The 23,565-nt window shown below is 64.3% G+C and carries 20 protein-coding genes; 15 read left to right on the plus strand and 5 right to left on the minus strand.

Translation table 11 applies throughout. The features are described from left to right. Window positions 1-110: 110 nt before the first annotated feature. A complete protein-coding gene (gene ydiJ / locus LU671_RS28305) occupies window positions 111-3,119 on the plus strand; it encodes a D-2-hydroxyglutarate dehydrogenase YdiJ (protein ID WP_232857734.1) in 3,009 nt (1,002 codons plus the stop codon). A gap of 245 nt (window positions 3,120-3,364) precedes the next feature. Here the strand turns inward: ydiJ and LU671_RS29500 are convergent, their stop codons facing one another. The 4 genes from LU671_RS29500 to phhA all read right to left on the minus strand — a co-directional run bounded on the left by LU671_RS29500 (window position 3,365) and on the right by phhA (window position 6,108). Further along, a complete protein-coding gene (locus tag LU671_RS29500) occupies window positions 3,365-3,493 on the minus strand; it encodes a hypothetical protein (protein WP_256582346.1) in 129 nt (42 codons plus the stop codon). Between the two features lie 238 nt (window positions 3,494-3,731). Then, on the minus strand, window positions 3,732-4,928 hold the full coding sequence (locus tag LU671_RS28310) for an amino acid aminotransferase (protein WP_232857735.1): 1,197 nt from the start codon (window positions 4,926-4,928) through the stop codon (window positions 3,732-3,734). After that, complete coding sequence (locus LU671_RS28315) at window positions 4,925-5,281, minus strand: 4a-hydroxytetrahydrobiopterin dehydratase (protein WP_203651524.1); 357 nt, start codon at window positions 5,279-5,281, stop codon at window positions 4,925-4,927. The genes LU671_RS28310 and LU671_RS28315 overlap by 4 nt, the downstream gene beginning before the upstream one ends. Before the next feature lie 38 nt (window positions 5,282-5,319). After that, window positions 5,320-6,108: a phenylalanine 4-monooxygenase gene (gene phhA, locus LU671_RS28320; RefSeq protein ID WP_062360651.1), complete on the minus strand. Its 789-nt coding sequence runs from the start codon at window positions 6,106-6,108 to the stop codon at window positions 5,320-5,322. Between the two features lie 255 nt (window positions 6,109-6,363). On the opposite strand from phhA, the gene LU671_RS28325 reads away from it, so the two are divergent. Further along, window positions 6,364-7,923: a sigma-54-dependent transcriptional regulator gene (locus LU671_RS28325; RefSeq protein WP_232857736.1), complete on the plus strand. Its 1,560-nt coding sequence runs from the start codon at window positions 6,364-6,366 to the stop codon at window positions 7,921-7,923. Window positions 7,924-8,145: 222 nt separating this feature from the next. On the opposite strand, the gene LU671_RS28330 is transcribed toward LU671_RS28325, so the two are convergent. Beyond that, window positions 8,146-8,400, minus strand: a complete 255-nt coding sequence (locus LU671_RS28330; RefSeq protein ID WP_023630669.1) for a DUF2790 domain-containing protein — start codon at window positions 8,398-8,400, stop codon at window positions 8,146-8,148. Window positions 8,401-8,806: 406 nt separating this feature from the next. Here LU671_RS28330 and acs point away from each other — a divergent pair, with 406 nt between their 5' ends. From acs to astE, 13 genes are all read left to right on the plus strand, one after another. Then, window positions 8,807-10,768, plus strand: a complete 1,962-nt coding sequence (gene acs / locus LU671_RS28335; RefSeq protein WP_232857737.1) for an acetate--CoA ligase — start codon at window positions 8,807-8,809, stop codon at window positions 10,766-10,768. A gap of 549 nt (window positions 10,769-11,317) precedes the next feature. Then, window positions 11,318-12,103 carry an ABC transporter substrate-binding protein gene (locus LU671_RS28340; RefSeq protein ID WP_203651530.1) on the plus strand — a complete coding sequence of 262 codons (786 nt, stop codon included), beginning with the start codon at window positions 11,318-11,320 and terminating at the stop codon, window positions 12,101-12,103. A 91-nt stretch (window positions 12,104-12,194) separates the two neighbouring features. Continuing rightward, on the plus strand, window positions 12,195-12,884 hold the full coding sequence (locus tag LU671_RS28345; protein WP_028691070.1) for an ABC transporter permease: 690 nt from the start codon (window positions 12,195-12,197) through the stop codon (window positions 12,882-12,884). Beyond that, complete coding sequence (locus LU671_RS28350; RefSeq protein ID WP_203651534.1) at window positions 12,881-13,579, plus strand: ABC transporter permease; 699 nt, start codon at window positions 12,881-12,883, stop codon at window positions 13,577-13,579. The genes LU671_RS28345 and LU671_RS28350 overlap by 4 nt, the downstream gene beginning before the upstream one ends. A gap of 22 nt (window positions 13,580-13,601) precedes the next feature. Further along, window positions 13,602-14,366 carry an ABC transporter ATP-binding protein gene (locus tag LU671_RS28355; RefSeq protein WP_023630946.1) on the plus strand — a complete coding sequence of 255 codons (765 nt, stop codon included), beginning with the start codon at window positions 13,602-13,604 and terminating at the stop codon, window positions 14,364-14,366. Between the two features lie 103 nt (window positions 14,367-14,469). Beyond that, window positions 14,470-15,450, plus strand: coding sequence for a GlxA family transcriptional regulator (argR, locus tag LU671_RS28360; protein ID WP_203651537.1), 981 nt, complete (start codon window positions 14,470-14,472; stop codon window positions 15,448-15,450). A gap of 340 nt (window positions 15,451-15,790) precedes the next feature. Beyond that, entirely contained in the window at window positions 15,791-17,011 is a 1,221-nt protein-coding gene (locus LU671_RS28365; RefSeq protein ID WP_203651539.1) for an aspartate aminotransferase family protein, read from the plus strand. 136 nt (window positions 17,012-17,147) lie between these two features. Beyond that, window positions 17,148-18,167, plus strand: coding sequence for an arginine/ornithine succinyltransferase subunit alpha (aruF, locus tag LU671_RS28370; protein WP_203651541.1), 1,020 nt, complete (start codon window positions 17,148-17,150; stop codon window positions 18,165-18,167). A 55-nt stretch (window positions 18,168-18,222) separates the two neighbouring features. Further along, window positions 18,223-19,251 carry an arginine N-succinyltransferase gene (gene astA / locus LU671_RS28375; RefSeq protein ID WP_232857738.1) on the plus strand — a complete coding sequence of 343 codons (1,029 nt, stop codon included), beginning with the start codon at window positions 18,223-18,225 and terminating at the stop codon, window positions 19,249-19,251. Beyond that, window positions 19,252-20,715, plus strand: coding sequence for a succinylglutamate-semialdehyde dehydrogenase (astD, locus tag LU671_RS28380; protein WP_232857739.1), 1,464 nt, complete (start codon window positions 19,252-19,254; stop codon window positions 20,713-20,715). A 23-nt stretch (window positions 20,716-20,738) separates the two neighbouring features. Continuing rightward, window positions 20,739-22,088 carry an N-succinylarginine dihydrolase gene (gene astB / locus LU671_RS28385; protein WP_232857740.1) on the plus strand — a complete coding sequence of 450 codons (1,350 nt, stop codon included), beginning with the start codon at window positions 20,739-20,741 and terminating at the stop codon, window positions 22,086-22,088. Window positions 22,089-22,103: 15 nt separating this feature from the next. Continuing rightward, window positions 22,104-22,394, plus strand: a complete 291-nt coding sequence (locus LU671_RS28390) for a hypothetical protein (RefSeq protein ID WP_011534960.1) — start codon at window positions 22,104-22,106, stop codon at window positions 22,392-22,394. Window positions 22,395-22,404: 10 nt separating this feature from the next. Beyond that, a complete protein-coding gene (gene astE / locus LU671_RS28395; RefSeq protein WP_232857741.1) occupies window positions 22,405-23,412 on the plus strand; it encodes a succinylglutamate desuccinylase in 1,008 nt (335 codons plus the stop codon). Window positions 23,413-23,565 lie beyond the last annotated feature (153 nt).

Consider the following 23,565-nt stretch of genomic DNA (forward strand, 5'->3'; position numbering starts at 1 on the left):
GAGCGGGCTTGCCCCGCGATGGCGCCATCGCGGGGCAAGCCCGCTCCCACGAGATGTTGCAATGCCTGGAACCCGTGAACTAGCCAATATCGAATAGAGGCCATCCTTCGATGATCGCCCAGCTGCCGCCCCGCGCGCCCGCCGCCCATTACCCTGAATTCCTCGAAGCCCTGAAGAACAGCGGCTTCCGTGGCCAGATCAGTGCCGACTACGGCACCCGTACCGTGCTGGCCACCGACAACTCCATCTACCAGCGGCTGCCCCAGGCGGCGGTGTTCCCGTTGGATGCCGACGATGTGGCGCGGGTTGCCACGCTCATGGCCGAGCCACGCTTTCGCGACATCAAGCTGACCCCGCGTGGTGGCGGCACCGGCACCAACGGCCAGTCGCTGACCGACGGCATCGTCGTCGACCTGTCGCGGCACATGAACAGCATTCTCGAGATCAACGTCGAGCAGCGCTGGGTGCGGGTCCAGGCGGGCGTGGTCAAGGACCAGCTCAACGCCGCGCTCAAGTCCCATGGGCTGTTCTTCGCGCCGGAGCTTTCGACCTCCAACCGCGCCACCGTCGGCGGCATGATCAACACCGACGCCAGCGGCCAGGGCAGTTGCACCTATGGCAAGACTCGCGACCACGTGCTCGAGCTGCACAGCGTGCTGCTTGGTGGCGAGCGCCTGCACAGCCTGCCGATCGACGACGCGGCCCTGGAGCAGGCCTGCGCCGCGCCCGGCCGGGTCGGCGAGGTGTACCGCATGGCCCGCGAGATCCAGCAAACCCAGGCCGGGCTGATCGAAAGCACCTTCCCCAAGCTCAACCGCTGCCTGACCGGCTACGACCTGGCGCACCTGCGCGACGAGCAGGGCCGCTTCAACCTCAACAGCGTGCTGTGCGGCGCCGAAGGCTCGCTGGGCTATGTGGTCGAGGCCAAGCTCAATGTGCTGCCGATCCCGAAGTACGCGGTGCTGGTCAACGTACGCTACACCAGCTTCATGGACGCCCTGCGCGATGCCAACGCGCTGATGGCGCACAAGCCGCTGTCGATCGAGACCGTTGACTCCAAGGTGCTGATGCTGGCGATGAAGGACATCGTCTGGCACAGCGTCGCCGAGTACTTCCCGGCCGATGCCGAGCGCCCGACGCTGGGCATCAACCTGGTGGAGTTCTGCGGCGACGAGCCGGCCGAGGTCAATGCCCGGGTCGAGGCGTTTGTCGCGCACCTGCAGCGCGACACCAGCGTCGAGCGCCTGGGGCATACCCTGGCGGAGGGCGCCGAGGCGGTCACCAGGGTCTACACCATGCGCAAGCGTTCGGTGGGGCTGCTGGGCAACGTCGAAGGCGAGGTGCGGCCACAGCCGTTCGTCGAGGACACCGCCGTGCCGCCGGAGCAACTGGCTGACTACATCGCCGACTTCCGCGCGCTGCTCGACGGTTACGGCCTGGCCTACGGCATGTTCGGCCATGTCGATGCCGGCGTGCTGCACGTGCGCCCAGCGCTGGACATGAAGGATCCGGCCCAGGCCGCGCTGGTCAAGCCGATCTCCGATGCCGTGGCGGCGCTGACCCAGCGCTATGGCGGCCTGCTCTGGGGCGAGCATGGCAAAGGCCTGCGCTCCGAGTACGTGCCGGAATACTTCGGCGCGTTGTACCCGGCACTGCAGCGCCTCAAGGGCGCCTTCGATCCGCACAACCAGCTCAACCCGGGCAAGATCTGCACCCCGCCGGACAGCGCCGAAGGCCTGACCCCGGTGGATGGCGTGACCCTGCGCGGTGACCTTGACCGCAGTATCGACGAACGCGTCTGGCAAAGCTTCGGCAGCGCCGTGCACTGCAACGGCAACGGCGCCTGCTACAACTACGATCCCAACGACGCCATGTGCCCGTCGTGGAAGGCCACCCGCGAACGCCAGCACTCACCCAAGGGGCGCGCTTCGCTGATCCGCGAATGGCTGCGCCTGCAGGGCGAAGCGAACATCGATGTGCTCGCCGCCGCCCAGCGCAAGGCGTCCTGGTTCAAAAGGCTGCCGGCGCGCTTGCGTAACAGCCGTGCGCGCCAGGAAGACTTCTCCCACGAGGTGTACGACGCCATGGCCGGCTGCCTGGCGTGCAAGTCCTGCGCGGGGCAGTGCCCGATCAAGGTCAATGTGCCGGACTTCCGCTCGCGCTTCCTCGAGCTGTACCACGGCCGCTACCAGCGTCCGCTGCGCGATTACCTGATCGGTTCGCTGGAATTCACCATCCCGTACCTGGCCCATGCACCGGGCCTGTACAACGCGGTGATGGGCTCGAAGTGGGTGAGCAGGTTGCTGGCGGACAAGATCGGCATGGTCGACAGCCCGCTGATCAGCCGCTTCAACTTCCAGGCCACCCTGACCCGTTGCCGCGTCCAGGTGGCGAGCGTGCCGGCCCTGCGCGAGCTGACCCCGGCCCAGCGCGAACGCAGCATCGTGCTGGTGCAGGACGCCTTCACCCGCTATTTCGAGACGCCACTGCTGGCCTCGTTCATCGAGCTGGCCCATCGCCTGGGGCACAAGGTATTCCTCGCGCCTTACAGCGCCAACGGCAAGCCGTTGCACGTGCAGGGTTTCCTCGGTGCCTTCGCCAAGGCGGCGATCCGCAACGCCACCCAGCTCAAGACCCTGGCCGACTGCGGCGTGCCGTTGGTGGGGCTGGACCCGGCGATGACCCTGGTCTATCGCCAGGAGTACCAGAAGGTCGATGGCGTGGAGTGCCCGTCGGTGCTGTTGCCCCAGGAATGGCTGATGAACGTGCTGCCCGAGCAGGCGCCGGTCAAGGCCGACAGCTTCCGCCTGATGGCCCACTGCACCGAGAAGACCAATGTGCCGGCCAGTACCCGGCAGTGGGAGCAGGTGTTCGCCCGCCTGGGGTTGAAGCTGGTCACCGAGGCCACCGGCTGCTGCGGCATGTCCGGTACCTATGGGCATGAAGCGCGGAACCAGGAAACCTCGAGGACCATCTTCGAGCAGTCCTGGGCGACCAAGCTGGACAAGCAGGGCGAGGCGTTGGCGACCGGTTATTCGTGTCGCAGCCAAGTCAAGCGCATGACCGAGAAGCAGTTGCGCCATCCGCTGGAGGTGGTGTTGCAGTACGCGCAGCGCTGAGGCGCGTCATTCGGTGCAGGCCTCTTCGCGGGTAAACCCGCTCCCACAGGATCGTCGCTGCCTTTGATGGCGGTGCTGTACCTGTGGGAGCGGGTTTGATGGAAACGACTTGCAGGGTGACCGCAATGGGGGTGCGGTAAGTCGGGTATGGAAGTCTTCGGTAGGGCTTCTGGACGGTGTGAAAACGCGATGACGGGGATGTCCCGCAGGTCAGCCGTTTTCACACAGTCGGGTGGGGTGCGCGATTATTCCTGGTCGGCGCTGGATTGATCGTCACCGTCCTGGTCGACGGCGGGCGTCGGTTCGGCGTGGGCGGCAACGGATTGCTCTTCGGGGTTCAGGCTTGGGAAGGGAAGATTCGGGATTTCATGCATCTCGTCGTTCCTCGCAAGTGTGAGTGAAAAGGCGGCGCCAGGGCGCATGTGTGGCTTCGAAAAGCTGGGGCAGGATACAGCAGTCTGGATGACAGTTTGAGATTTTTGCCGGGCGCTGGTCGGTTTTAGCGGGCGGATATCGGTCAAGGGGTACGTCAGGAGGGGGCGTGGGAGCGGGCTTGCCCCGCGATAGCACTATCGCGAGGCAAGCCCGCTCCCACGCTACAACTGCCTGATTTCAGCGACAGACGTCGGCGATGGCCGCCGCCAGTTGCTCCAGGCGTCGTGCATCCGCCCCGGCGATGTTCGCCCGGCCGGTACCGACCATGTACACACTGTGCCGTTCACGCAGCAGGCGCACTTGCTCGGGGTTCAGCCCGGTGTAGGAGAACATCCCGCGTTGCGCGGCGATGTGCGCGAAGCGCTCGGCCAGGCCGTGTGGCGCCAGCGCCTGCACCAGGCCCTGGCGAAGCTCGGCAATGCGCTGACGCATGGCGTTCACTTCCTCGACCCACAGCGCCTTGAGCGCCGGATCACCGAGGATCTCGGCGACCACTGCGGCACCATGGTCCGGTGGCGTCGACCACAGGTTGCGCGCAATGAACGCCAATTGGCTGCGCACATCCAGCAGTTTCTCGGCATCGTGGCTGCACACCAGCAGGGCGCCGGTGCGATCGCGGTACAGGCCGAAGTTTTTCGAGCAGGAGCTGGTGACCAGCAGTTCCGGCAGTTCGGCGGCAAACAGGCGCACCGCCCAGGCGTCTTCCTCCAGGCCGTCACCGAAGCCCTGGTAGGCAAAATCGATCAGTGGCAGCAGGTTGCGGCGCTTGACGATGTCGAGTACCGCGCGCCAGTCGTCCTGGCCCAGGTCGAAGCCGGTCGGGTTGTGGCAGCAGGCGTGCAGTAGCACCACGTCGCCTTCCGGTGCCTGTTCCAGCGCGGCGAGCATGCCGTCGACGTTAAGGCGGTTGTCCTTGCCCACGTAGGGGTAGTGGGACACCTTGAGCCCGGCGCCGGCGAAGATCGTCTCGTGGATCGGCCAGGTCGGGTCGCTCAGCCAGATGCCACGCCCCGGCAGGCAATGGGCGATGAACTCCGCCGCCAGGCGCAGGGCGCCGGTGCCGCCCGGGGTCTGGGTGGCACCGGCGCGCTGGCTGGCCAGCAACGGCGATTCGCTGCCCAGCACCAGTTCGCTGATCAGGCGCCCGAACGCCGCGTCACCATGGCCACCGATGTAGCTTTTGGTGGCCTGGCGTTCGACCAGGCGCTGCTCGGCCTGCTTGACCGCTGCGGGAATCGGCGTCAGGCCCTGGGCGTCCTTGAACACGCCGACCCCCAGGTCGAACTTGGCCGGATTGTCGTCGCGGGCGTAGGCCTCCATCAGCCCCAGGATCGGGTCGCCAGGGACCCGTCCGATGGCCGCGAAGTGCATCACTTGCGCCCTTCGGCGGTTTTGGCGACCTCGTCGGTGCGCGCGCACATGATGAAGTCGTTGCGGTGCAGGCCCTTGATCGAGTGGCTCCACCAGGTCACGGTGACCTTGCCCCACTCGGTCAGCAGGCCCGGGTGATGGCCTTCGGCTTCGGCGATCTCGCCGACGGCGTTGGTGAAGGCCAGGGCGTGCTTGAAGTTCTTGAACAGGAACACGCGCTCGAGCTCCATGTGGCCGTCGCGGGTTTCGATGTTCCAGTCCGGGATCTGCCGGATCAATACCGGCAGTTCCTCGTCGCTGACTTTCGGCGCATCGGCGCGGCAGGCTTCGCAGTGGGCTTGGTTCAAGGCATTCATGGGTGTTTTCCGGTTTGAGTTGTTATCGACAGGGGCGCTCAGGCGGCGACCTTGGGTGGAAACTTCGGTGCGTGCAGGCCCAGCTGCATGGCCTGGTGGACCATGGCCATGATGTCTTCGTGGGCCAGGTCGAACAGGCGTTTCATGTTCGGCAGGACGAAGTACAGGGGCTGCAGGATATCGATGCGGTACGGCGTGCGCATGGCCTCGATCGGGTCGAAGGCCTGGTGCTCCGGCTCGCCGGACAGGCTGTAGACGGTCTCCTTCGGCGAGGAGAGGATGCCGCCGCCATAGATCTTGCGACCCTGCGCGGTCTCCATCAGGCCGAACTCGATGGTCATCCAGTACAGGCGCGCCAGGTACACACGCTGTTCCTTGGTCGCCGCCAGGCCCAGCTTGCCGTAGGTGTGGGTAAATTCGGCGAAGAAGGGGTTGGTCAGCAGCGGGCAGTGGCCGAAGATCTCGTGGAAGATGTCGGGCTCCTGCAGGTAGTCCAGTTCTTCCGGGGTGCGGATGAAGGTGGCGACCGGGAAGCGCTTGCTGGCCAGCAGCTCGAAGAAGGTCTGGAAGGGGATCAGCGCCGGCACGCGGGCGACCTGCCAGCCGGTGGTGGCGCCCAGCACCTTGTTGATTTCGCCGAGCTGGGGGATGCGGTCATGGGGCAGCTTGAGCTGCTCGATGCCGTCCAGGTATTCCTGGCATGCCCGGCCTTCGATCACTTTCAGTTGGCGAGTGATCAGGGTGTTCCACACCGCATGCTCTTGCTGCGGGTAGTCGATAAAACCATGCGCATCGGGCTCGCGTGCCACGTATTGCGTCTGTTTCATGTGGCTCTCCTGGTGAGGGCGTTCTTGTTATGTACAGGACATACCTTAGGAATATCCCTACAAACGCTGCTTTGCACTGGGGTGAAGGGCAGTTAATCGTCGCCGCTCATCCTGAATTCGTAACGATAATTTTACAAAAATACCCTTATCCCGGAAAATCACGGGTGTCGAGCTGGGCAGAAGGTTGATTTTGTCAGCTTATCTTTACGACTTTTCCGCGCGCCGGGTAAAAACCTGGCCGCTTCGAGAGCCTTCATGCGTATCAAAGTGCACTGCCAGAACCGCATCGGCATCCTGCGGGACATCCTCAACCTGCTGGTGGAGTACGGCATCAACGTGCTGCGCGGCGAGGTGGGGGGGGATCACGGCAACGCCATCTATCTGCATTGCCCGAACCTGATCAACCTGCAGTTCCAGGCCCTGCGGCCGAAGTTCGAGTCGATCGCCGGGGTGTTCGGGGTCAAGCGCGTCGGCCTGATGCCCAGCGAGCGCCGGCACATGGAACTCAATGCGCTGCTGGGCGCGCTGGACTTCCCGGTGCTGTCGATCGACATGGGCGGCAGCATCGTTGCCGCCAACCGTGGCGCGGCGCAGTTGCTCGGGGTGCGGGTGGACGAGGTGCCGGGCATTCCGTTGTCGCGCTATGTCGAGGACTTCGACCTGCCGGAGCTGATCCGCGCCAACAAGTCGCGGATCAACGGCCTGCGCATCAAGGTCAAGGGCGATGTGTTCCTCGCCGATATCGCGCCGTTGCAGTCGGAGCATGATGACAGCGAGGCCCTGGCGGGCGCGGTGATCACCTTGCATCGCGCCGATCGCATCGGCGAGCGCATCTACAACGTGCGCAAGCAGGAGCTGCGTGGCTTCGACAGCATCTTCCAGAGCTCGCGGGTGATGGCTGCGGTGGTGCGCGAGGCGCGGCGCATGGCGCCGCTGGATGCGCCGCTACTGATCGAGGGCGAGACCGGTACCGGCAAGGAATTGCTGGCGCGCGCCTGCCATCTGGCCAGCCCTCGTGGCCAGGCGCCGCTGATGGCGCTCAACTGCGCCGGCCTGCCGGAGTCGATGGCCGAGACCGAGCTGTTCGGCTATGGCCCAGGGGCGTTCGAAGGCGCACGGGCCGAAGGCAAGCTGGGGCTGCTGGAGCTTACCGCCGGTGGCACGCTGTTCCTCGATGGCGTCGGGGAGATGAGCCCGCGCTTGCAGGTCAAGTTGCTGCGCTTCCTGCAGGATGGCTGTTTCCGCCGGGTCGGCAGTGACGAGGAGGTGTACCTGGATGTGCGGGTGATCTGCGCGACCCAGGTCGATCTGTCCGAGCTGTGCGCCCGGGGCGAGTTCCGACAGGACCTCTACCATCGCCTCAACGTGCTGTCGCTGCACATTCCGCCGCTGCGCGAATGCATGGATGGCCTGGAGGGGCTGGTGCAGCACTTCCTTGACCAGGCCAGCCGGCAGATCGGCTGCCCGATGCCGCGCCTGGCGCCGGCGGCGATGGACAAGCTTGCTCAATATCATTGGCCGGGCAACGTGCGCCAGTTGGAGAACGTGCTGTTCCAGGCGGTGTCGTTGTGCGAGGGCGGGGTGGTGAAGAGCGAACATATCCGTTTACCGGATTATGGCGCACGCCAGCCATTGGGCGAGTTTTCCCTGGAGGGCGATCTTTCGCAAATTGTCGGGCGGTTTGAAAAGGCGGTATTGGAAAGTTTGATGAGCGAGTTTTCAAGTAGCCGGGCGTTGGGGAAAAGATTGGGAGTTTCCCATACGACCATTGCCAACAAGTTGCGGGATTATTCGCTGAACAAGTCGGTGGAGTGAGGGTGGCTAACTACCTTGAAAGTTACACTTGTCGCTGTAGGAGCGGCCTTGTGCCGCGAAAGGGCCGCAAAGCGGCCCCGACGATCTTGGCATGCTGCTGAAAACCCGGGGCCGCTACGCCGCCCTTTCGCGGCACAAGGCCGCTCCTACAGGGATCGCGCAAGGCTTGAGGTTGGCGCGGTCGGAGTGGGAGCGGGCTTGCCCCGCGATATACCTATGGCCTCAGCCGTTGGAACAACCGTTCCCCATCACGCGGTATTCGAGAATGTGCTTCTGGCCCTGGGAGTCCTCGTAGGTCATGCGGGCCGGCACCACTTCACAGACGTTCGGCACTTCGCTCATGGAGATGACGCGGGCGATGTCCAGGTGCTGCGAATAACTGTACTGTTCAACCGGAATCTGCTCGACATCTTTTGCTTCGCCGGCCAATGCCGCGCCGCAAAAACCGCCAAGTACCAATACCAGTAAAGCTTTCATTTTCAAGTTACCTGTCTAAGGTCGTGAGGGGGCACGCGGCGCTTATGGCGCCGCGAGTACAGCAAGTTTCAACTATCGGGATGAGGTACGGATTAACGCTGCCTGCGTGGGGGCTGTTACCAAGTTAATCGCGTTGCCGTTGCTGGCGAGATGAATTTTAGGGAGGCGCCCACGGCTGAAACAGAGGGGGTTTTGATAAAGTCTTTTGACAGAATCTGTAACAATCCCCGTCGAAACCCTGTCTTTTCCTCTCGGAGATGGCTGCATGCCATGTACTAGAGCGGTCGCGCCTGATTGGTGAGTCGACGGCCCGTCGTGTTACTACCAACGTCGAATGGCCTTGGCCGCTCTGGTACAGTTACAAACGGTTCCATACAAAAACAACTATTACACCGAGGTAACACAGATGAGTGCGGCTCCACTGTATCCCGTTCGTCCCGAGGTTGCGGCCAGTACCCTGACCGACGAGGCCACCTACAAGGCCATGTACCAGCAATCGGTGATCAACCCGGACGGCTTCTGGCGCGAGCAGGCCCAGCGTCTGGACTGGATCAAGCCTTTCACCAAGGTCAAGCAGACCTCGTTCGACGACCACCATGTCGATATCAAGTGGTTCGCCGACGGCACTCTGAACGTTTCCTACAACTGCCTGGACCGCCACCTCGAAGAGCGCGGCGACCAGCTGGCGATCATCTGGGAGGGCGACGACCCTTCCGAACACCGCAACATCACCTACCGCGAGCTCCACGAGCAGGTCTGCAAGTTCGCCAACGCCCTGCGTGGCCAGGACGTGCACCGCGGCGACGTGGTCACCATCTATATGCCGATGATTCCCGAGGCAGTGGTCGCCATGCTGGCCTGCGCCCGCATCGGTGCGATCCACTCGGTGGTGTTCGGCGGCTTCTCGCCGGAGGCGCTGGCCGGTCGCATCATCGACTGCAAGTCGAAAGTGGTGATCACCGCCGACGAAGGCCTGCGCGGCGGCCGCCGTACCCCGCTCAAGGCCAACGTCGACCTGGCCCTGACCAACCCTGAAACCAGCAGTGTGCAGAAGATCATCGTGTGCAAGCGCACCGGTGGCGACATCGCCTGGCACCAGCATCGCGACATCTGGTACGAAGACCTGATGAAGGTTGCCTCCAGCCACTGCGCGCCGAAAGAGATGGGCGCCGAGGAGGCGCTGTTCATCCTCTATACCTCCGGCTCCACCGGCAAGCCCAAGGGCGTGCTGCACACCACTGGCGGTTACCTGGTGTATGCCGCGCTGACCCACGAGCGCGTGTTTGACTACCGTCCGGGCGAGGTCTACTGGTGCACCGCCGACGTGGGCTGGGTCACCGGTCACAGCTACATTGTCTACGGCCCGCTGGCCAACGGCGCCACCACGCTGCTGTTCGAAGGAGTGCCGAACTACCCGGACATCACCCGGGTGTCGAAGATCGTCGACAAGCACAAGGTCAATATCCTCTACACCGCGCCAACCGCCATTCGCGCCATGATGGCCGAAGGTGAAGCGGCGGTGGTCGGTGCCGATGGCTCCAGCCTGCGCCTGCTGGGCTCGGTGGGCGAGCCGATCAACCCCGAGGCCTGGAACTGGTACTACAAGACCGTCGGCAAGGAGCGTTGCCCGATCGTCGATACCTGGTGGCAGACCGAGACTGGCGGTGTGCTGATCAGCCCACTGCCAGGCGCCACCGCACTGAAGCCTGGCTCGGCGACCCGCCCGTTCTTCGGCGTGGTGCCGGCGCTGGTGGACAACCTGGGCAACCTGATCGAGGGCGCCGCCGAGGGCAACCTGGTGATCCTCGACTCCTGGCCGGGCCAGTCGCGCTCGCTGTACGGCGATCATGACCGTTTCGTCGACACCTACTTCAAGACCTTCCGTGGCATGTACTTCACCGGTGACGGTGCCCGTCGCGACGAAGACGGCTACTACTGGATCACCGGTCGCGTCGACGACGTGCTCAACGTCTCCGGACACCGCATGGGCACCGCCGAGATCGAGAGCGCGATGGTGGCGCATCCGAAGGTCGCCGAAGCGGCGGTGGTGGGCGTGCCGCACGATATCAAGGGGCAGGGCATCTATGTCTATGTCACCCTCAATGCCGGCGAGGAGTCGAGCGAGCAACTGCGCCTTGAGCTGAAGAACTGGGTGCGCAAGGAAATCGGCCCGATCGCCTCGCCGGATGTGATCCAGTGGGCGCCGGGGCTGCCGAAGACCCGTTCGGGCAAGATCATGCGCCGCATCCTGCGCAAGATCGCCACCGGCGAGTACGACGCGCTGGGTGATATCTCCACGCTGGCCGACCCAGGGGTGGTGCAGCACCTGATCGACACCCACAAGGCGATGAGCCTGGCCACCGCCTGAGTCGAAGCGTCGCGGCAAGTCGGCTCCTGAAGGTCGTGGGAGCGGGCTTGCCCCGCGATCAGGCCATCAGTAAAAGCCCCGCCCACACCCGGCGGGGTTTTTGCTTTACTGATGCAGACTGTTACTCCGACATTCATCGGTAACCCTGGCTGTCACCGATTTCGCCCAAATGCGGGGCTTGTGGAAACATTCATGTGCCATTTGAGTGCATTCCTGCGAGCATTTTGTGCAGGGTCGCACGCTGCGCTTGCCGGAATACAAGGCTTTGCCAATAATGGGCCCGCTTATTGCTTTGGGTATAGGTTATTTCTCTTTTGCTCTTGCATATCTCGCAGGAGCTGTCAATATCGCCCGCCGCGGTTCCTGGCGCTTCTGTAATTAGTTGTCGCTTTGAAGAAATATCGACCATCGGGCTGTCGCTAGAATGCCACTCACTCGCTCGTGGTCTGCGACCTTGGTCGAAACCTGCGCGGCTCGCGCTGTACCCATTCGCATATCGGGCAGCCGTTACAACTGCCTTGTATTGCCCCGTACCGATGGAGTTACCTGATGAAGAAGCTCGCACTGCTTGGCGCCCTGGCGCTTTCCGTGTTTTCCCTGGTATCGCAGGCCGATGAAAAGCCGTTGAAGATCGGTATCGAGGCCGCCTACCCACCCTTCGCCTTCAAGCAGCCTGATGGCAGCCTCGCCGGCTTCGACTACGACATCGGCAACGCCCTGTGCGAAGAGATGAAAGCCAAGTGCACCTGGATCGAGCAGGAGTTCGACGGCCTGATCCCGGCGCTGAAAGTGCGCAAGATCGACGCCATCCTGTCGTCCATGTCGATCACCGACGATCGCAAGAAGTCGGTCGACTTCACCAAGCGCTACTACCTGACCCCGGCGCGCCTGGTCATGAAGGAAGGCACCACCGTCAGCGACAGCCTGGCTGAGCTCAAGGGCAAGAAGATCGGCGTGCAGCGCGGCTCGATCCATGATCGCTTCGCCAAGGAAGTCCTGGGCGCGCAAGGCGCCACCGTCGTGCCTTACGGCACCCAGAACGAAATCTACCTGGACGTCGCCGCCGGTCGTCTTGACGGTACCGTGGCCGACGCCACCCTGCTCGAAGACGGTTTCCTGAAAACCGACGCCGGCAAGGGCTTTGCCTTCGTAGGCCCGGCCTTCACCGATTCCAAGTACTTCGGTGACGGTATCGGCATCGCCCTGCGCAAGGGTGACAAGGCCAACGCCGACCGCATCAACGCCGCCATCGACGCGATCCGTGCCAACGGCAAATACAAAGAGATCGAGAAGAAGTACTTCAACTTCGACATCTACGGTCCAGACTCGAAGTAAGCCATCGAGTTTCACCTGTGCAATGGTGCAAACAGCAGAAGCTCTGAGGTTTGCACCATTTTTCATTCCCAAGCCCTGAGGAATTCGAATCATGTTGAAAGGCTATGGGGCAGTCATCCTCGACGGAGCGTGGCTGACGCTGCAGCTCGCCCTGTCGTCGATGGCCCTGGCCATCGTCCTCGGCCTGATCGGCGTGGCGCTGCGCTTGTCGCCGGTGCGCTGGCTGGCCTGGCTGGGGGATCTGTATTCCACGGTGATCCGTGGCATCCCTGACCTGGTCCTGATCCTGCTGATCTTCTACGGTGGCCAGGACATCATCAACCGGGTGGCGCCGCTGCTCGGCTATGACGACTACATCGACCTGAACCCCCTGGTCGCCGGCATCGGCACCCTGGGCTTCATCTTCGGTGCCTACCTCTCGGAAACCTTCCGCGGCGCCTTCCTGGGGATTCCCAAGGGGCAGGCCGAGGCGGGTGCGGCCTACGGCATGAGCGGTGTCCAGGTGTTCTTCCGGATCATGGTGCCGCAGATGATCCGCCTGGCGATCCCGGGCTTCACCAACAACTGGCTGGTGCTGACCAAGGCGACCGCGCTGATTTCGGTGGTCGGTCTGCAGGACATGATGTTCAAGGCCAAGCAGGCGGCGGACGCCACCCGCGAACCCTTCACCTTCTTCCTCGCGGTGGCGGCGTTGTACCTGGTGCTGACCAGTGTCTCGCTGCTGGCGCTGAAGTATCTCGAGAAGCGCTACTCGGTGGGCGTCAAGGCGGCTGAACTATGATCTTCGACTACAACGTCATCTGGGAGGCCCTGCCGCTGTACCTGGGCGGCCTGCTGACCACCCTCAAGCTGCTGGCGCTGTCGCTGCTGTTCGGCCTGCTGGCGGCAATTCCGCTGGGCCTGATGCGCGTCTCCAAGCAGCCGCTGGTGAACATGAGTGCCTGGCTGTACACCTACGTGATCCGCGGCACGCCGATGCTGGTGCAGTTGTTCCTGATCTACTACGGCCTGGCCCAGTTCGAGGCAGTGCGCGAGAGCTTCCTGTGGCCGTGGCTGTCCAGCGCGACCTTCTGCGCCTGCCTGGCCTTCGCCGTCAACACCAGTGCCTACACCGCCGAGATCATCGCTGGCAGCCTCAAGGCCACGCCCCATGGCGAGATCGAGGCGGCCAAGGCCATCGGCATGTCGCGCATGAAGATGTACCGCCGCATCCTCCTGCCGTCGGCCCTGCGCCGGGCGCTGCCGCAGTACAGCAACGAAGTGATCATGATGCTGCAGACCACCAGCCTGGCGTCGATCGTCACCCTGATCGACATCACCGGTGCCGCGCGCACGGTCAACGCCCAGTACTACCTGCCTTTCGAGGCCTACATCACGGCGGGCGTGTTCTACCTGTGCCTGACCTTCATCCTCGTGCGCCTGTTCAAGATGGCCGAACGCCGCTGGCTCGGCTACCTGGCGCCGCGCAAGCACTGACCGCTCTGTGAGATCCGACAGCATGTACAAACTTCAAATCCAAGACCTGCACAAGCGCTACGGCAGCCATGAGGTGCTCAAGGGCGTCTCCCTCGAAGCCAAGGCAGGCGACGTGATCAGCATTATCGGCTCCAGCGGCTCGGGCAAATCGACCTTCCTGCGCTGCATCAACCTGTTGGAGCAGCCGCACGCGGGCAAGATCCTGCTCAACAACGAAGAGCTCAAGCTGGTGGCCGGCAAGGACGGCGCGCTCAAGGCCGCCGATCCGAAACAGCTGCAGCGCATGCGCTCGCGCCTGTCGATGGTGTTCCAGCATTTCAACCTGTGGTCGCACATGACGGCGCTTGAGAACGTCATCGAGGCGCCGGTGCATGTGCTGGGCGTGAACAAGAAGGAAGCGCTGGAGAAGGCCGAGCACTACCTGGCCAAGGTCGGCGTGTCCCATCGCAAGGATGCCTTCCCCGGCCACATGTCCGGCGGCGAGCAGCAGCGCGTGGCCATTGCCCGCGCCCTGGCCATGGAGCCTGAGGTGATGCTGTTCGACGAGCCGACCTCGGCGCTCGACCCGGAGCTGGTGGGCGATGTGCTCAAGGTCATGCAGTCGCTGGCCCAGGAAGGCCGCACCATGGTGGTGGTCACCCACGAGATGGGCTTTGCCCGCGAGGTGTCCAACCAGCTGGTGTTCCTGCACAAGGGGCTGGTGGAGGAGCGCGGCTGCCCGCGCGAGGTGCTGGTCAATCCGCAGTCCGAGCGCCTCAAGCAGTTCCTTTCCGGCAGCCTGAAGTAATCGCTGCAAATTTGCACCATAATGGGGCATGCTGCGCCATCCGCGCGGCATGCCCTGGCGCCACAAGCGCGAACCTTTCCTTCCAGGTTTCGGACCACGCCCTATGACCACCCAGCGAATCGGATTTCTCATCTGGCCAAGCACCAAGCCGCTGACCCTGGCGTTGGCCGAAGAGGTGCTGCAGGTGGCCCAGCGGGTGCATCCGGACGTGGTCTACGAGCTGGCCTATCTGCAGGCCGAAGCCGTGCAGGAGGGTGCCTGGCGCCTGCCGGGCGAGGCCTGGAACGGTCGTCTGGAGGGTTGCCACAAGCTGTTCCTGCTGGCCGACGAGCCGCCGACGGCCATCGGCTCGTCGCTGTCCGCCGCGCTCAAGCAGCTGGCGCGCAGCGGTTGCATGATCGGCGGCCTGTCTGCTGGGGTGTACCCGCTGGCGGCGCTGGGCCTGCTTGATGGCTACCGCGCCGCGGTGCACTGGCGTTGGCAGGATGATTTCGCCGAGCGCTTCCCCAAGGTGATCGCCACCAGCCACCTGTTCGACTGGGACCGTGATCGCCTGACTGCCTGCGGCGGCATGGCGGTGACCGACCTGCTGCTGGCGGTGCTTGCGCGCGATCATGGCGCGGAGCTGGCGGGCGCGGTGTCGGAAGAGCTGGTGGTCGAGCGTATCCGTGAAGGGGGCGAGCGCCAGCGCATTCCGCTGCAGAATCGCCTGGGCTCCAGCCATCCCAAGCTCACCCAGGCGGTGCTGCTGATGGAGGCCAATATCGAGGAGCCGCTGACCACCGACGAGATCGCCCAGCATGTGTGCGTGTCCCGTCGCCAGCTGGAGCGGATCTTCAAGCAGTACCTCAATCGCGTGCCCAGTCAGTATTACCTGGAGCTGCGCCTGAACAAGGCACGGCAGATGCTGATGCAGACCAGCAAGTCGATCATCCAGATCGGATTGTCCTGCGGTTTCTCCTCGGGGCCGCATTTCTCCAGTGCGTACCGCAATTTCTTTGGCGCCACACCGCGTGAAGACCGTAACCAGCGGCGCAGCAGCAGCCCGTTCGAGCTGAGTTCGGCGCCGGTCGAGCGGGGCTGATTTCTCTAGTGCCTGTGCCGGCCTCTTCGCGGGTAAACCCGCTCCCACAGGTAATCTGCTGTTTTCAGGTACGGTGCCATCCTGTGGGAGCGGGTTTACCCGCGAAGAGGCCGGTGCAGGCAACCTCTTTTCATATGTGAACGGTCGTTCACCCGATTCCTATCTCCCGTTACACTGCGCGATTGCGACACTGTTTGTCGCATTGCCGAAAACCGCGTGAAAACACGGTTTGGCGCTGTAACAAGTTGTCGCCTGGCAGCAAGGACAGGCGCCGATCAGTCCTTACAATCCCTTCATCGCTCGCCACTTCCAGGCCAGCGTTCCTCTTCAGGAGACTCAGATGTCCGTTGAGCAAGCCCCGGTGCAACGTGCCGATTTCGACCAGGTCATGGTTCCCAACTACTCCCCGGCGGCGTTCATTCCTGTGCGAGGCGAGGGTTCCCGAGTCTGGGACCAGACCGGTCGCGAGCTGATCGACTTCGCCGGCGGCATCGCGGTTAATGCCCTGGGCCACTGCCATCCGGCGCTGGTCAAGGCGCTCACCGAGCAGGCCAACACCCTCTGGCACGTCTCCAACGTGTTCACCAACGAGCCGGCCCTGCGCCTGGCGCACAAGCTGGTGGACGCGACCTTCGCCGAGCGTGCGTTCTTCTGCAACTCTGGTGCCGAGTCCAACGAGGCCGCCTTCAAGCTGGCCCGTCGCGTCGCCCACGACCGCTTCGGCCCCGAGAAGCACGAAATCATCGCCACCGTGAACAGCTTCCACGGTCGCACCCTGTTCACCGTCAGCGTCGGTGGCCAGCCCAAATACTCCGACGGCTTCGGTCCGAAGATCACCGGCATCAGCCATGTGCCGTACAACGACCTGGAAGCGCTGAAAGCGCAGATTTCCGACAAGACCTGCGCCGTGGTCATTGAGCCGATCCAGGGCGAGAGCGGCGTGGTCCCGGCCGACCAGGCCTACCTGGAGGGCGCGCGCAAACTGTGCGACGAGCACAACGCCCTGCTGATCTTCGACGAAGTCCAGACCGGTGTCGGCCGTACCGGCTCGCTGTACGCCTACCAGCACTACGGCGTCACCCCGGACATCCTCACCAGCGCCAAGAGCCTGGGCGGCGGCTTCCCGATCGGCGCCATGCTGACCACCAGCGACCTGGCCAAGCACCTGGCCGTCGGCACCCACGGCACCACCTACGGTGGCAACCCGCTGGGCTGCGCCGTTGCCTGCGCGGTGCTGGATGTGATCAACACCCCGGAAACCCTGGCGGGCATCAAGGCCAAGCATGAGCGCTTCAAGACTCGTCTGGAGAACATCGGCCAGCAAACCGGCCTGTTCACCCAGGTGCGTGGCGTCGGCCTGCTGATCGGCTGCGTGCTGAGCGAGGCCTGGAAAGGCAAGGCCAAGGACATCCTCAACGCCGCCGAGAAAGAAGGCGTGATGGTCCTGCAGGCAGGTCCCGACGTGGTGCGCTTCGCCCCGAGCCTGGTGGTCGAGGATGCCGACATCGACGAAGGCCTGGATCGTTTCGAACGCGCCGTGGCAAAACTGATCAAGGGCTGATCGCCCTTCGCCGGCCCCGAGAAGGGGCTGGCGATACCCGAATTCCAGTGCGGGCACCTGCTTGCAGGTGGTGGCGCGTGCCCGCCGTTTTTCCGTGCCGATGTGATCGGCCCGCTTTCCCGAAAGGAGTGACACCATGCTGGTGATGCGCCCCGCGCAAATGGCTGATCTGAACGAAGTGCAGCGCATGGCTGCCGACAGCCCCATTGGTGTCACCTCGCTGCCGGATGACGCCGGCCGCCTGGGCGACAAGATCGCCGCCTCGGAAACCTCGTTCGCTGCCGAGGTCAGCTTCAATGGCGAAGAGAGCTACTTCTTCGTGCTTGAGGACAGCGCCACCGGCAAGCTGGTCGGCTGCTCGGCCATCGTCGCTTCGGCCGGCTACTCCGAGCCGTTCTACAGCTTTCGCAACGAGACCTTCGTGCACGCCTCCCGCGAGCTGAAGATCCACAACAAGATTCACGTCCTGTCGCTGTGCCACGACCTCACCGGCAACAGCCTGCTGACCAGTTTCTACGTGGTGCCGGAACTGGTGAGCAGCGCCTTCGCCGAGCTCAACTCACGGGGCCGCCTGCTGTTCATGGCCGCGCACCCCGAGCGCTTCGCCGAGTCGGTGGTGACCGAGATCGTCGGCTACAGCGACGAGCAGGGCGAGTCGCCGTTCTGGGACGCCATCGGCCGCAACTTCTTCGACCTCAACTACGCCGACGCCGAGCGCCTGTGCGGCCTGAAGAGCCGCACCTTCCTCGCTGAACTGATGCCGCACTACCCGATCTACGTGCCGCTGCTGGCCGACGAGGCGCAGGAGGCCATGGGCCAGGTGCACCCGCGGGCGCAGATTACCTTCGACATCCTCATGCGCGAAGGCTTCGAGACCGAGCATTACATCGACATCTTCGACGGCGGCCCGACCCTGCACGCCCGCGCCTCGGGCATCCGCTCCATCGCCCAGAGCCGGGTGGTGCCGGTCAAGCTCGACGAGACGCCAGTCAAGGGCGGCCGTCCGTACCTGGTGTGCAACGGCCAGTTGCAGGATTACCGCGCCGTGCTGCTGGAGCTGGACTGGGTGCCGGGCAAGCCGGTCAGCCTGAGCGGCGAAGCCGCCGAGGCCCTGGGTGTCGGCGAAGGCGCCAGCGTGCGCCTGGTCGCGGTCTGAACCGCCGGAACAGAGAGTTTCGCGGCAGGCACAGACCGCCGCACAAGGAGATAGCATGATCGTTCGTCCTGTACGCAGCAGCGATTTACCCGCGCTGATCGAATTGGCCCGCAGCACCGGCACCACCGGCCTGACCACGCTGCCGGCCAACGAGGAGCGCCTCGGCCAACGGGTCGGCTGGGCCGAGAAAAGCTTTCGCGGCGAAGCCGAGCGCGGCGACACCGACTACCTGTTCGTGCTGGAGAACGACGAAGGCATGGTGGTCGGCATCAGTGCCATCGCCGGTGCCGTCGGCCTGCGCGAGCCCTGGTACAACTACCGGGTCGGCCTGACCGTCAGCGCCTCGCAGGAGCTGAACATCTACCGCGAGATCCCCACGCTGTTCCTGGCCAACGACCTGACCGGCAACTCCGAGCTGTGCTCGCTGTTCCTGCGCAGCGACTACCGCAGTGGCCTCAATGGCCGTCTGCTGTCCAAGGCGCGGATGCTGTTCATCGCCGAGTTCCCGCAGCTGTTCGGCAACAAGATCATCGCCGAGATGCGCGGCATGTCCGACGAGGCAGGCCGTTCGCCCTTCTGGGAGAGCCTGGGCCGGCACTTCTTCAAGATGGAGTTCAGCCAGGCCGACTACCTCACCGGCGTGGGCAACAAGTCGTTCATCGCCGAACTGATGCCCAAGTTCCCGCTGTACACCTGCTTCCTCTCGGAAGCGGCGCGCAGCGTCATCGGCCGCGTGCACACCGACACGGAGCCTGCGCTGGCCATGCTCAAGCGCGAAGGCTTCAACTACCAGGGCTACGTCGACATCTTCGACGCAGGTCCCGCCATCGAGTGCGAGACCTCGAAGATCCGCGCCGTGCGTGACAGCGAGACCCTGGTACTGGCCGTCGGCACCCCGGGTGACGACGCCACCCCTTACATCATTCACAACCGCAAGCGCGAAGACTGCCGCATCACCGCCGCACCGGCGCGCCTGGCGGCAGGCACCCTGGTGGTCGATCCGCAGACCGCCAAGCGCCTGCGCCTGGGCGCCGGCGACAATGTCCGCGCCGTGCCGCTGTCCGCCGGTCGGGAGGCCCAGTAAATGAACACGCATTACATCGCAGGCCACTGGCTGGCCGGCCAGGGTGAAACCCTGCAGTCGCTCAACCCCGTCACCCAGGCGCTGATCTGGCAAGGGCAGGGCGCCGACGCCGCCCAGGTCGAAACCGCCGTGCAGGCCGCCCGCCAGGCGTTCCCGGCCTGGGCATCGCTGAGCCTGGAGGCGCGCATCAGCGTGCTGGAGGCCTTCGCCGAGAAGCTCAAGGCCAATGCCGAGGCGCTGTCGCGCTGCATCGGCGAAGAAACCGGCAAGCCCCTGTGGGAGTCGGCCACCGAAGTGACCAGCATGGTCAACAAGGTCGCCATCTCGGTGCAGAGCTACCGCGAGCGCACCGGTGAGAAGAGCGGCCCGCTGGCCGATGCCACCGCCGTGTTGCGGCACAAGCCCCATGGCGTGGTGGCGGTGTTCGGCCCGTACAACTTCCCCGGCCACCTGCCCAACGGCCATATCGTTCCGGCGTTGCTGGCCGGCAACTGCGTGGTGTTCAAGCCCAGCGAGCTGACCCCCAAGGTCGCCGAGCTGACGGTGCAGTGCTGGATCGAGGCCGGCTTGCCGGCCGGCGTGCTCAACCTGGTCCAGGGCGCCCGCGAAACCGGCGTGGCGCTGGCTGGCAACCCGGGTATCGATGGCTTGTTCTTCACCGGTTCCAGCCGCACCGGCAACCTGCTGCATCAGCAGTTCGCCGGCCGCCCGGACAAGATCCTCGCCCTGGAAATGGGCGGTAACAACCCGCTGGTGGTCGACGAGGTCAAGGATCTGGACGCGGCGGTGTACACCATCATCCAGTCGGCTTTTATCTCCGCCGGTCAGCGTTGCACCTGCGCCCGCCGTCTGCTGGTGCCGCAGGGAGCCTGGGGCGACCGACTGATCGCGCGCCTGGTCGAGGTGAGCCGTGGCATCAGCGTCGGCGCCTTCGATCAGCAGCCAGCACCGTTCATGGGGTCGGTGATCTCTCTGCAGGCCGCTCGCGCACTGCTGGCGGCCCAGGCCGAGCTGCTCGGCAAGGGCGCCGTGGCATTGCTGGAGATGACCCAGCCACAGGCCGGCGCTGCCTTGCTCACGCCGGGCATCATCGATGTCAGCGCCGTGGCCGAGCGCCCGGACGAAGAGTTCTTCGGCCCGCTGCTTCAGGTGATCCGCTACGCCGACTTCGACGCGGCGATCGAGGAGGCCAACAACACCCAGTACGGCCTGGCCGCTGGGCTGCTGTCGGACTCCAACGCCCGCTACCAGCACTTCTGGCTGCGCAGCCGCGCCGGCATCGTCAACTGGAACAAGCAGCTGACCGGTGCCGCCAGCAGCGCGCCGTTCGGTGGCGTCGGCGCCAGCGGCAACCACCGCGCCAGCGCCTACTACGCGGCGGACTACTGCGCCTACCCCGTGGCTTCGCTGGAGACCGCGAGCCTTGCACTGCCGGCGACCCTGACGCCGGGCGTCACCCTATAACAACAGGTCTCGGAGCCTTGCCGATGAAATCCTTTGAAGTGAATTTTGATGGCCTGGTGGGGCCGACCCACAACTACGGCGGCTTGTCGTACGGCAACGTGGCCTCGCAGAGCAACAGCCAGCAGGGTTCCAACCCGCGCGAGGCGGCGCGCCAGGGCCTGGCGAAGATGAAGGCGCTGATGGAAATGGGCTTCCAGCAGGGCGTGCTGGCCCCGCAGGAACGTCCGGACGTGGCCGCGCTGCGTCGCCTGGGCTTCACCGGCAGCGATGCCGAAGTGATCCAGCGTGCGGCCAAAGACGCCATGCCGCTGCTGGTCGCCAGTTGCTCGGCCTCGAGCATGTGGGTGGCCAACGCCGCCACCGTCAGCCCCAGCGCCGATACCGCCGATGGTCGCGTGCATTTCACCGCCGCCAATCTCAACTGCAAGTACCACCGCAGCATCGAGCACCCGACCACCAGCCGCGTGCTGGGCGCCATGTTCAGCGATGACAAGGTCTTCGCCCACCATGAGGCGCTGCCGGCGGTTGCCCAGTTCGGCGACGAAGGCGCGGCCAACCACACCCGCTTCTGCCGCGCTTATGGCGAGGCCGGCGTCGAGTTCTTCGTCTATGGCCGCAGCGCTTTCGACAGCCGCTATCCCGCGCCGCAGAAGTATCCGGCGCGCCAGACCCTGGAAGCCTCCCAGGCCGTCGCTCGCCTGCATGGGCTGAGCGATGAAGGCGTGGTCTACGCTCAACAGAATCCGGCGGTGATCGATCAGGGCGTGTTCCACAACGACGTGATTTCGGTGGGCAACGGCGAGGTGCTGTTCTACCACGAGGACGCGTTCCTCGAGACCGACGCCGTGCTCGGCCAGCTGCAGGCTAAACTGGCCAGCAAGGGCGGCAACTTCCAGGGTATCTGCGTGCCGCGCGCGGCGGTGACGGTGGAGGACGCGGTGCGTTCCTACCTGTTCAACAGCCAGCTGCTCAGCCGCGAAGACGGTTCGATGCTGCTGGTGGTGCCGGAGGAGTGCCGCAACAACGAGCGCGTCTGGGCTTATCTGAGCCAGCTGACCAGCCAGGGCGGCCCGGTGAAGGAGGTCAAGGTTTTTGACCTCAAGCAGAGCATGCAGAACGGTGGCGGCCCGGCTTGCCTGCGTCTGCGCGTGGCGCTGAAGGAAAACGAACTGGCGGCGGTCAATCCAGGCGTTATCATGACCGCCTCGCTGTACGACACCCTGGTGCAGTGGGTCGACAAGCACTACCGCGATCGCCTCGGCGAAGCGGACCTGGCCGACCCGCAGCTGCTGGTGGAATGCCGCACGGCCCTGGATGACCTGACCCAGATCCTCAAGCTGGGCTCGGTGTATCCGTTCCAACGCCAACCTTGATAGAGAGAAATTGCAATGTCCGACGCCCTGCGCCTGATCCTGGAAGATGAAGACGGCACCCAACTGGAAACCTCGTGCACCCGTTTTGCCGTGGTCTGGCAAGGCAAGGAAGTGTGGATCCAGCAGGACGGCCGCGGCCAGCTGCTGATCGGCGTCGATGTCGAGGAAGACGACACCGAGTACGCCAACCTGCTGCTGCGCCCGATGGCCACCAACCTGGTCAGCCTGCAACTGGAAATGGAACCGGCCGACGTTGCCGGTGACGACGACCACGTCCACGGCCCGGACTGCGGCCACCACCACTAAGGAAGCGCCTATGCTCGCCCTCGGCAAACTGCTTGAGCTGACCCTGACCGATCACGAACCGGCCGAGAAGACCCAAGTGACCACCCGGGGCGTGCGTTTGCGCTGGCTGGGGGAGGGCGCACTGGAAGTGCGCCCGCCCGAAGGTGAGGATTGCGGGCTCGACCTGCTGTTGTCGGCCGGTATCCATGGCAACGAGACGGCGCCGATCGAGTTGCTCGAAAGGCTGCTGCACGGCGTGGCCAACGGCAAGATCAAGCCGCGTGCGCGGGTGCTGTTTTTGTTCGGCAACCCGGCGGCGATCCGCAAGGGCGAGCGCTTCATCGAGCAGGACATCAACCGCCTGTTCAATGGCCGCCACGAACTCTCCAGTGGCTTCGAGGCGCTGCGCGCCGCGGAGCTTGAGCAGTTCGCCCGGGTGTTCTTCAGCAAGCCTGAGCGCACTCGTTTGCATTACGACCTGCATACTGCCATCCGCGGGTCCAAGATCGAGCAGTTCGCCTTGTATCCCTACAAGGAGGGCCGCACGCATTCCCGACGTGAACTGGCGCGCCTGGCTGCGGCAGGGATGGAGGCAGTGCTGTTGCAGAGCAAGTCTTCGATTACTTTCAGTGCCTTCACCTATGAGCAGCTGGAGGCCGAGGCCTTTACCCTCGAATTGGGCAAGGCGCGGCCATTTGGGCAGAACGAAGGCGTCAATCTCGACAAGCTCGAAGAACGCCTCATCCAGATCATCGAAGGTACCGAGCCTGAGACCGGCGACTCGCTCGATAGCCTGAAGCTGTTCAGCGTCGCCCGCGAGATCATCAAGCACAGCGACAGCTTCCACCTGCACCTGCCGGCGGACATCGAAAATTTCTCCGAGCTCAGCAAGGGCTACCTGCTGGCCGAAGACCTGGCCGAGACGCGCTGGGTGGTGGAGGAGGAGGGCGCGCGAATCATCTTCCCCAACCCCAAGGTGAAGAACGGGCTGCGCGCCGGGATCCTGATCGTACCGGATTCGGGGCAACGGCTGGCTTAAGCCTTGCGCGATCCCTGTAGGAGCGGCCTTGTGCCGCGAAAGGGTCGCAAAGCGACCCCGGCAATATCTGCTTTGCTGCTGAGATCCTGGGGCTGCTTTGCAGCCCTTTCGCGGCACAAGGCCGCTCCTACAGGAACGCTCAGCGCTTGGCCG

This window comes from Pseudomonas sp. NMI760_13 (assembly GCF_021283245.1).
Taxonomy (GTDB): Bacteria; Pseudomonadota; Gammaproteobacteria; order Pseudomonadales; family Pseudomonadaceae; genus Aquipseudomonas; species Aquipseudomonas peradeniyensis.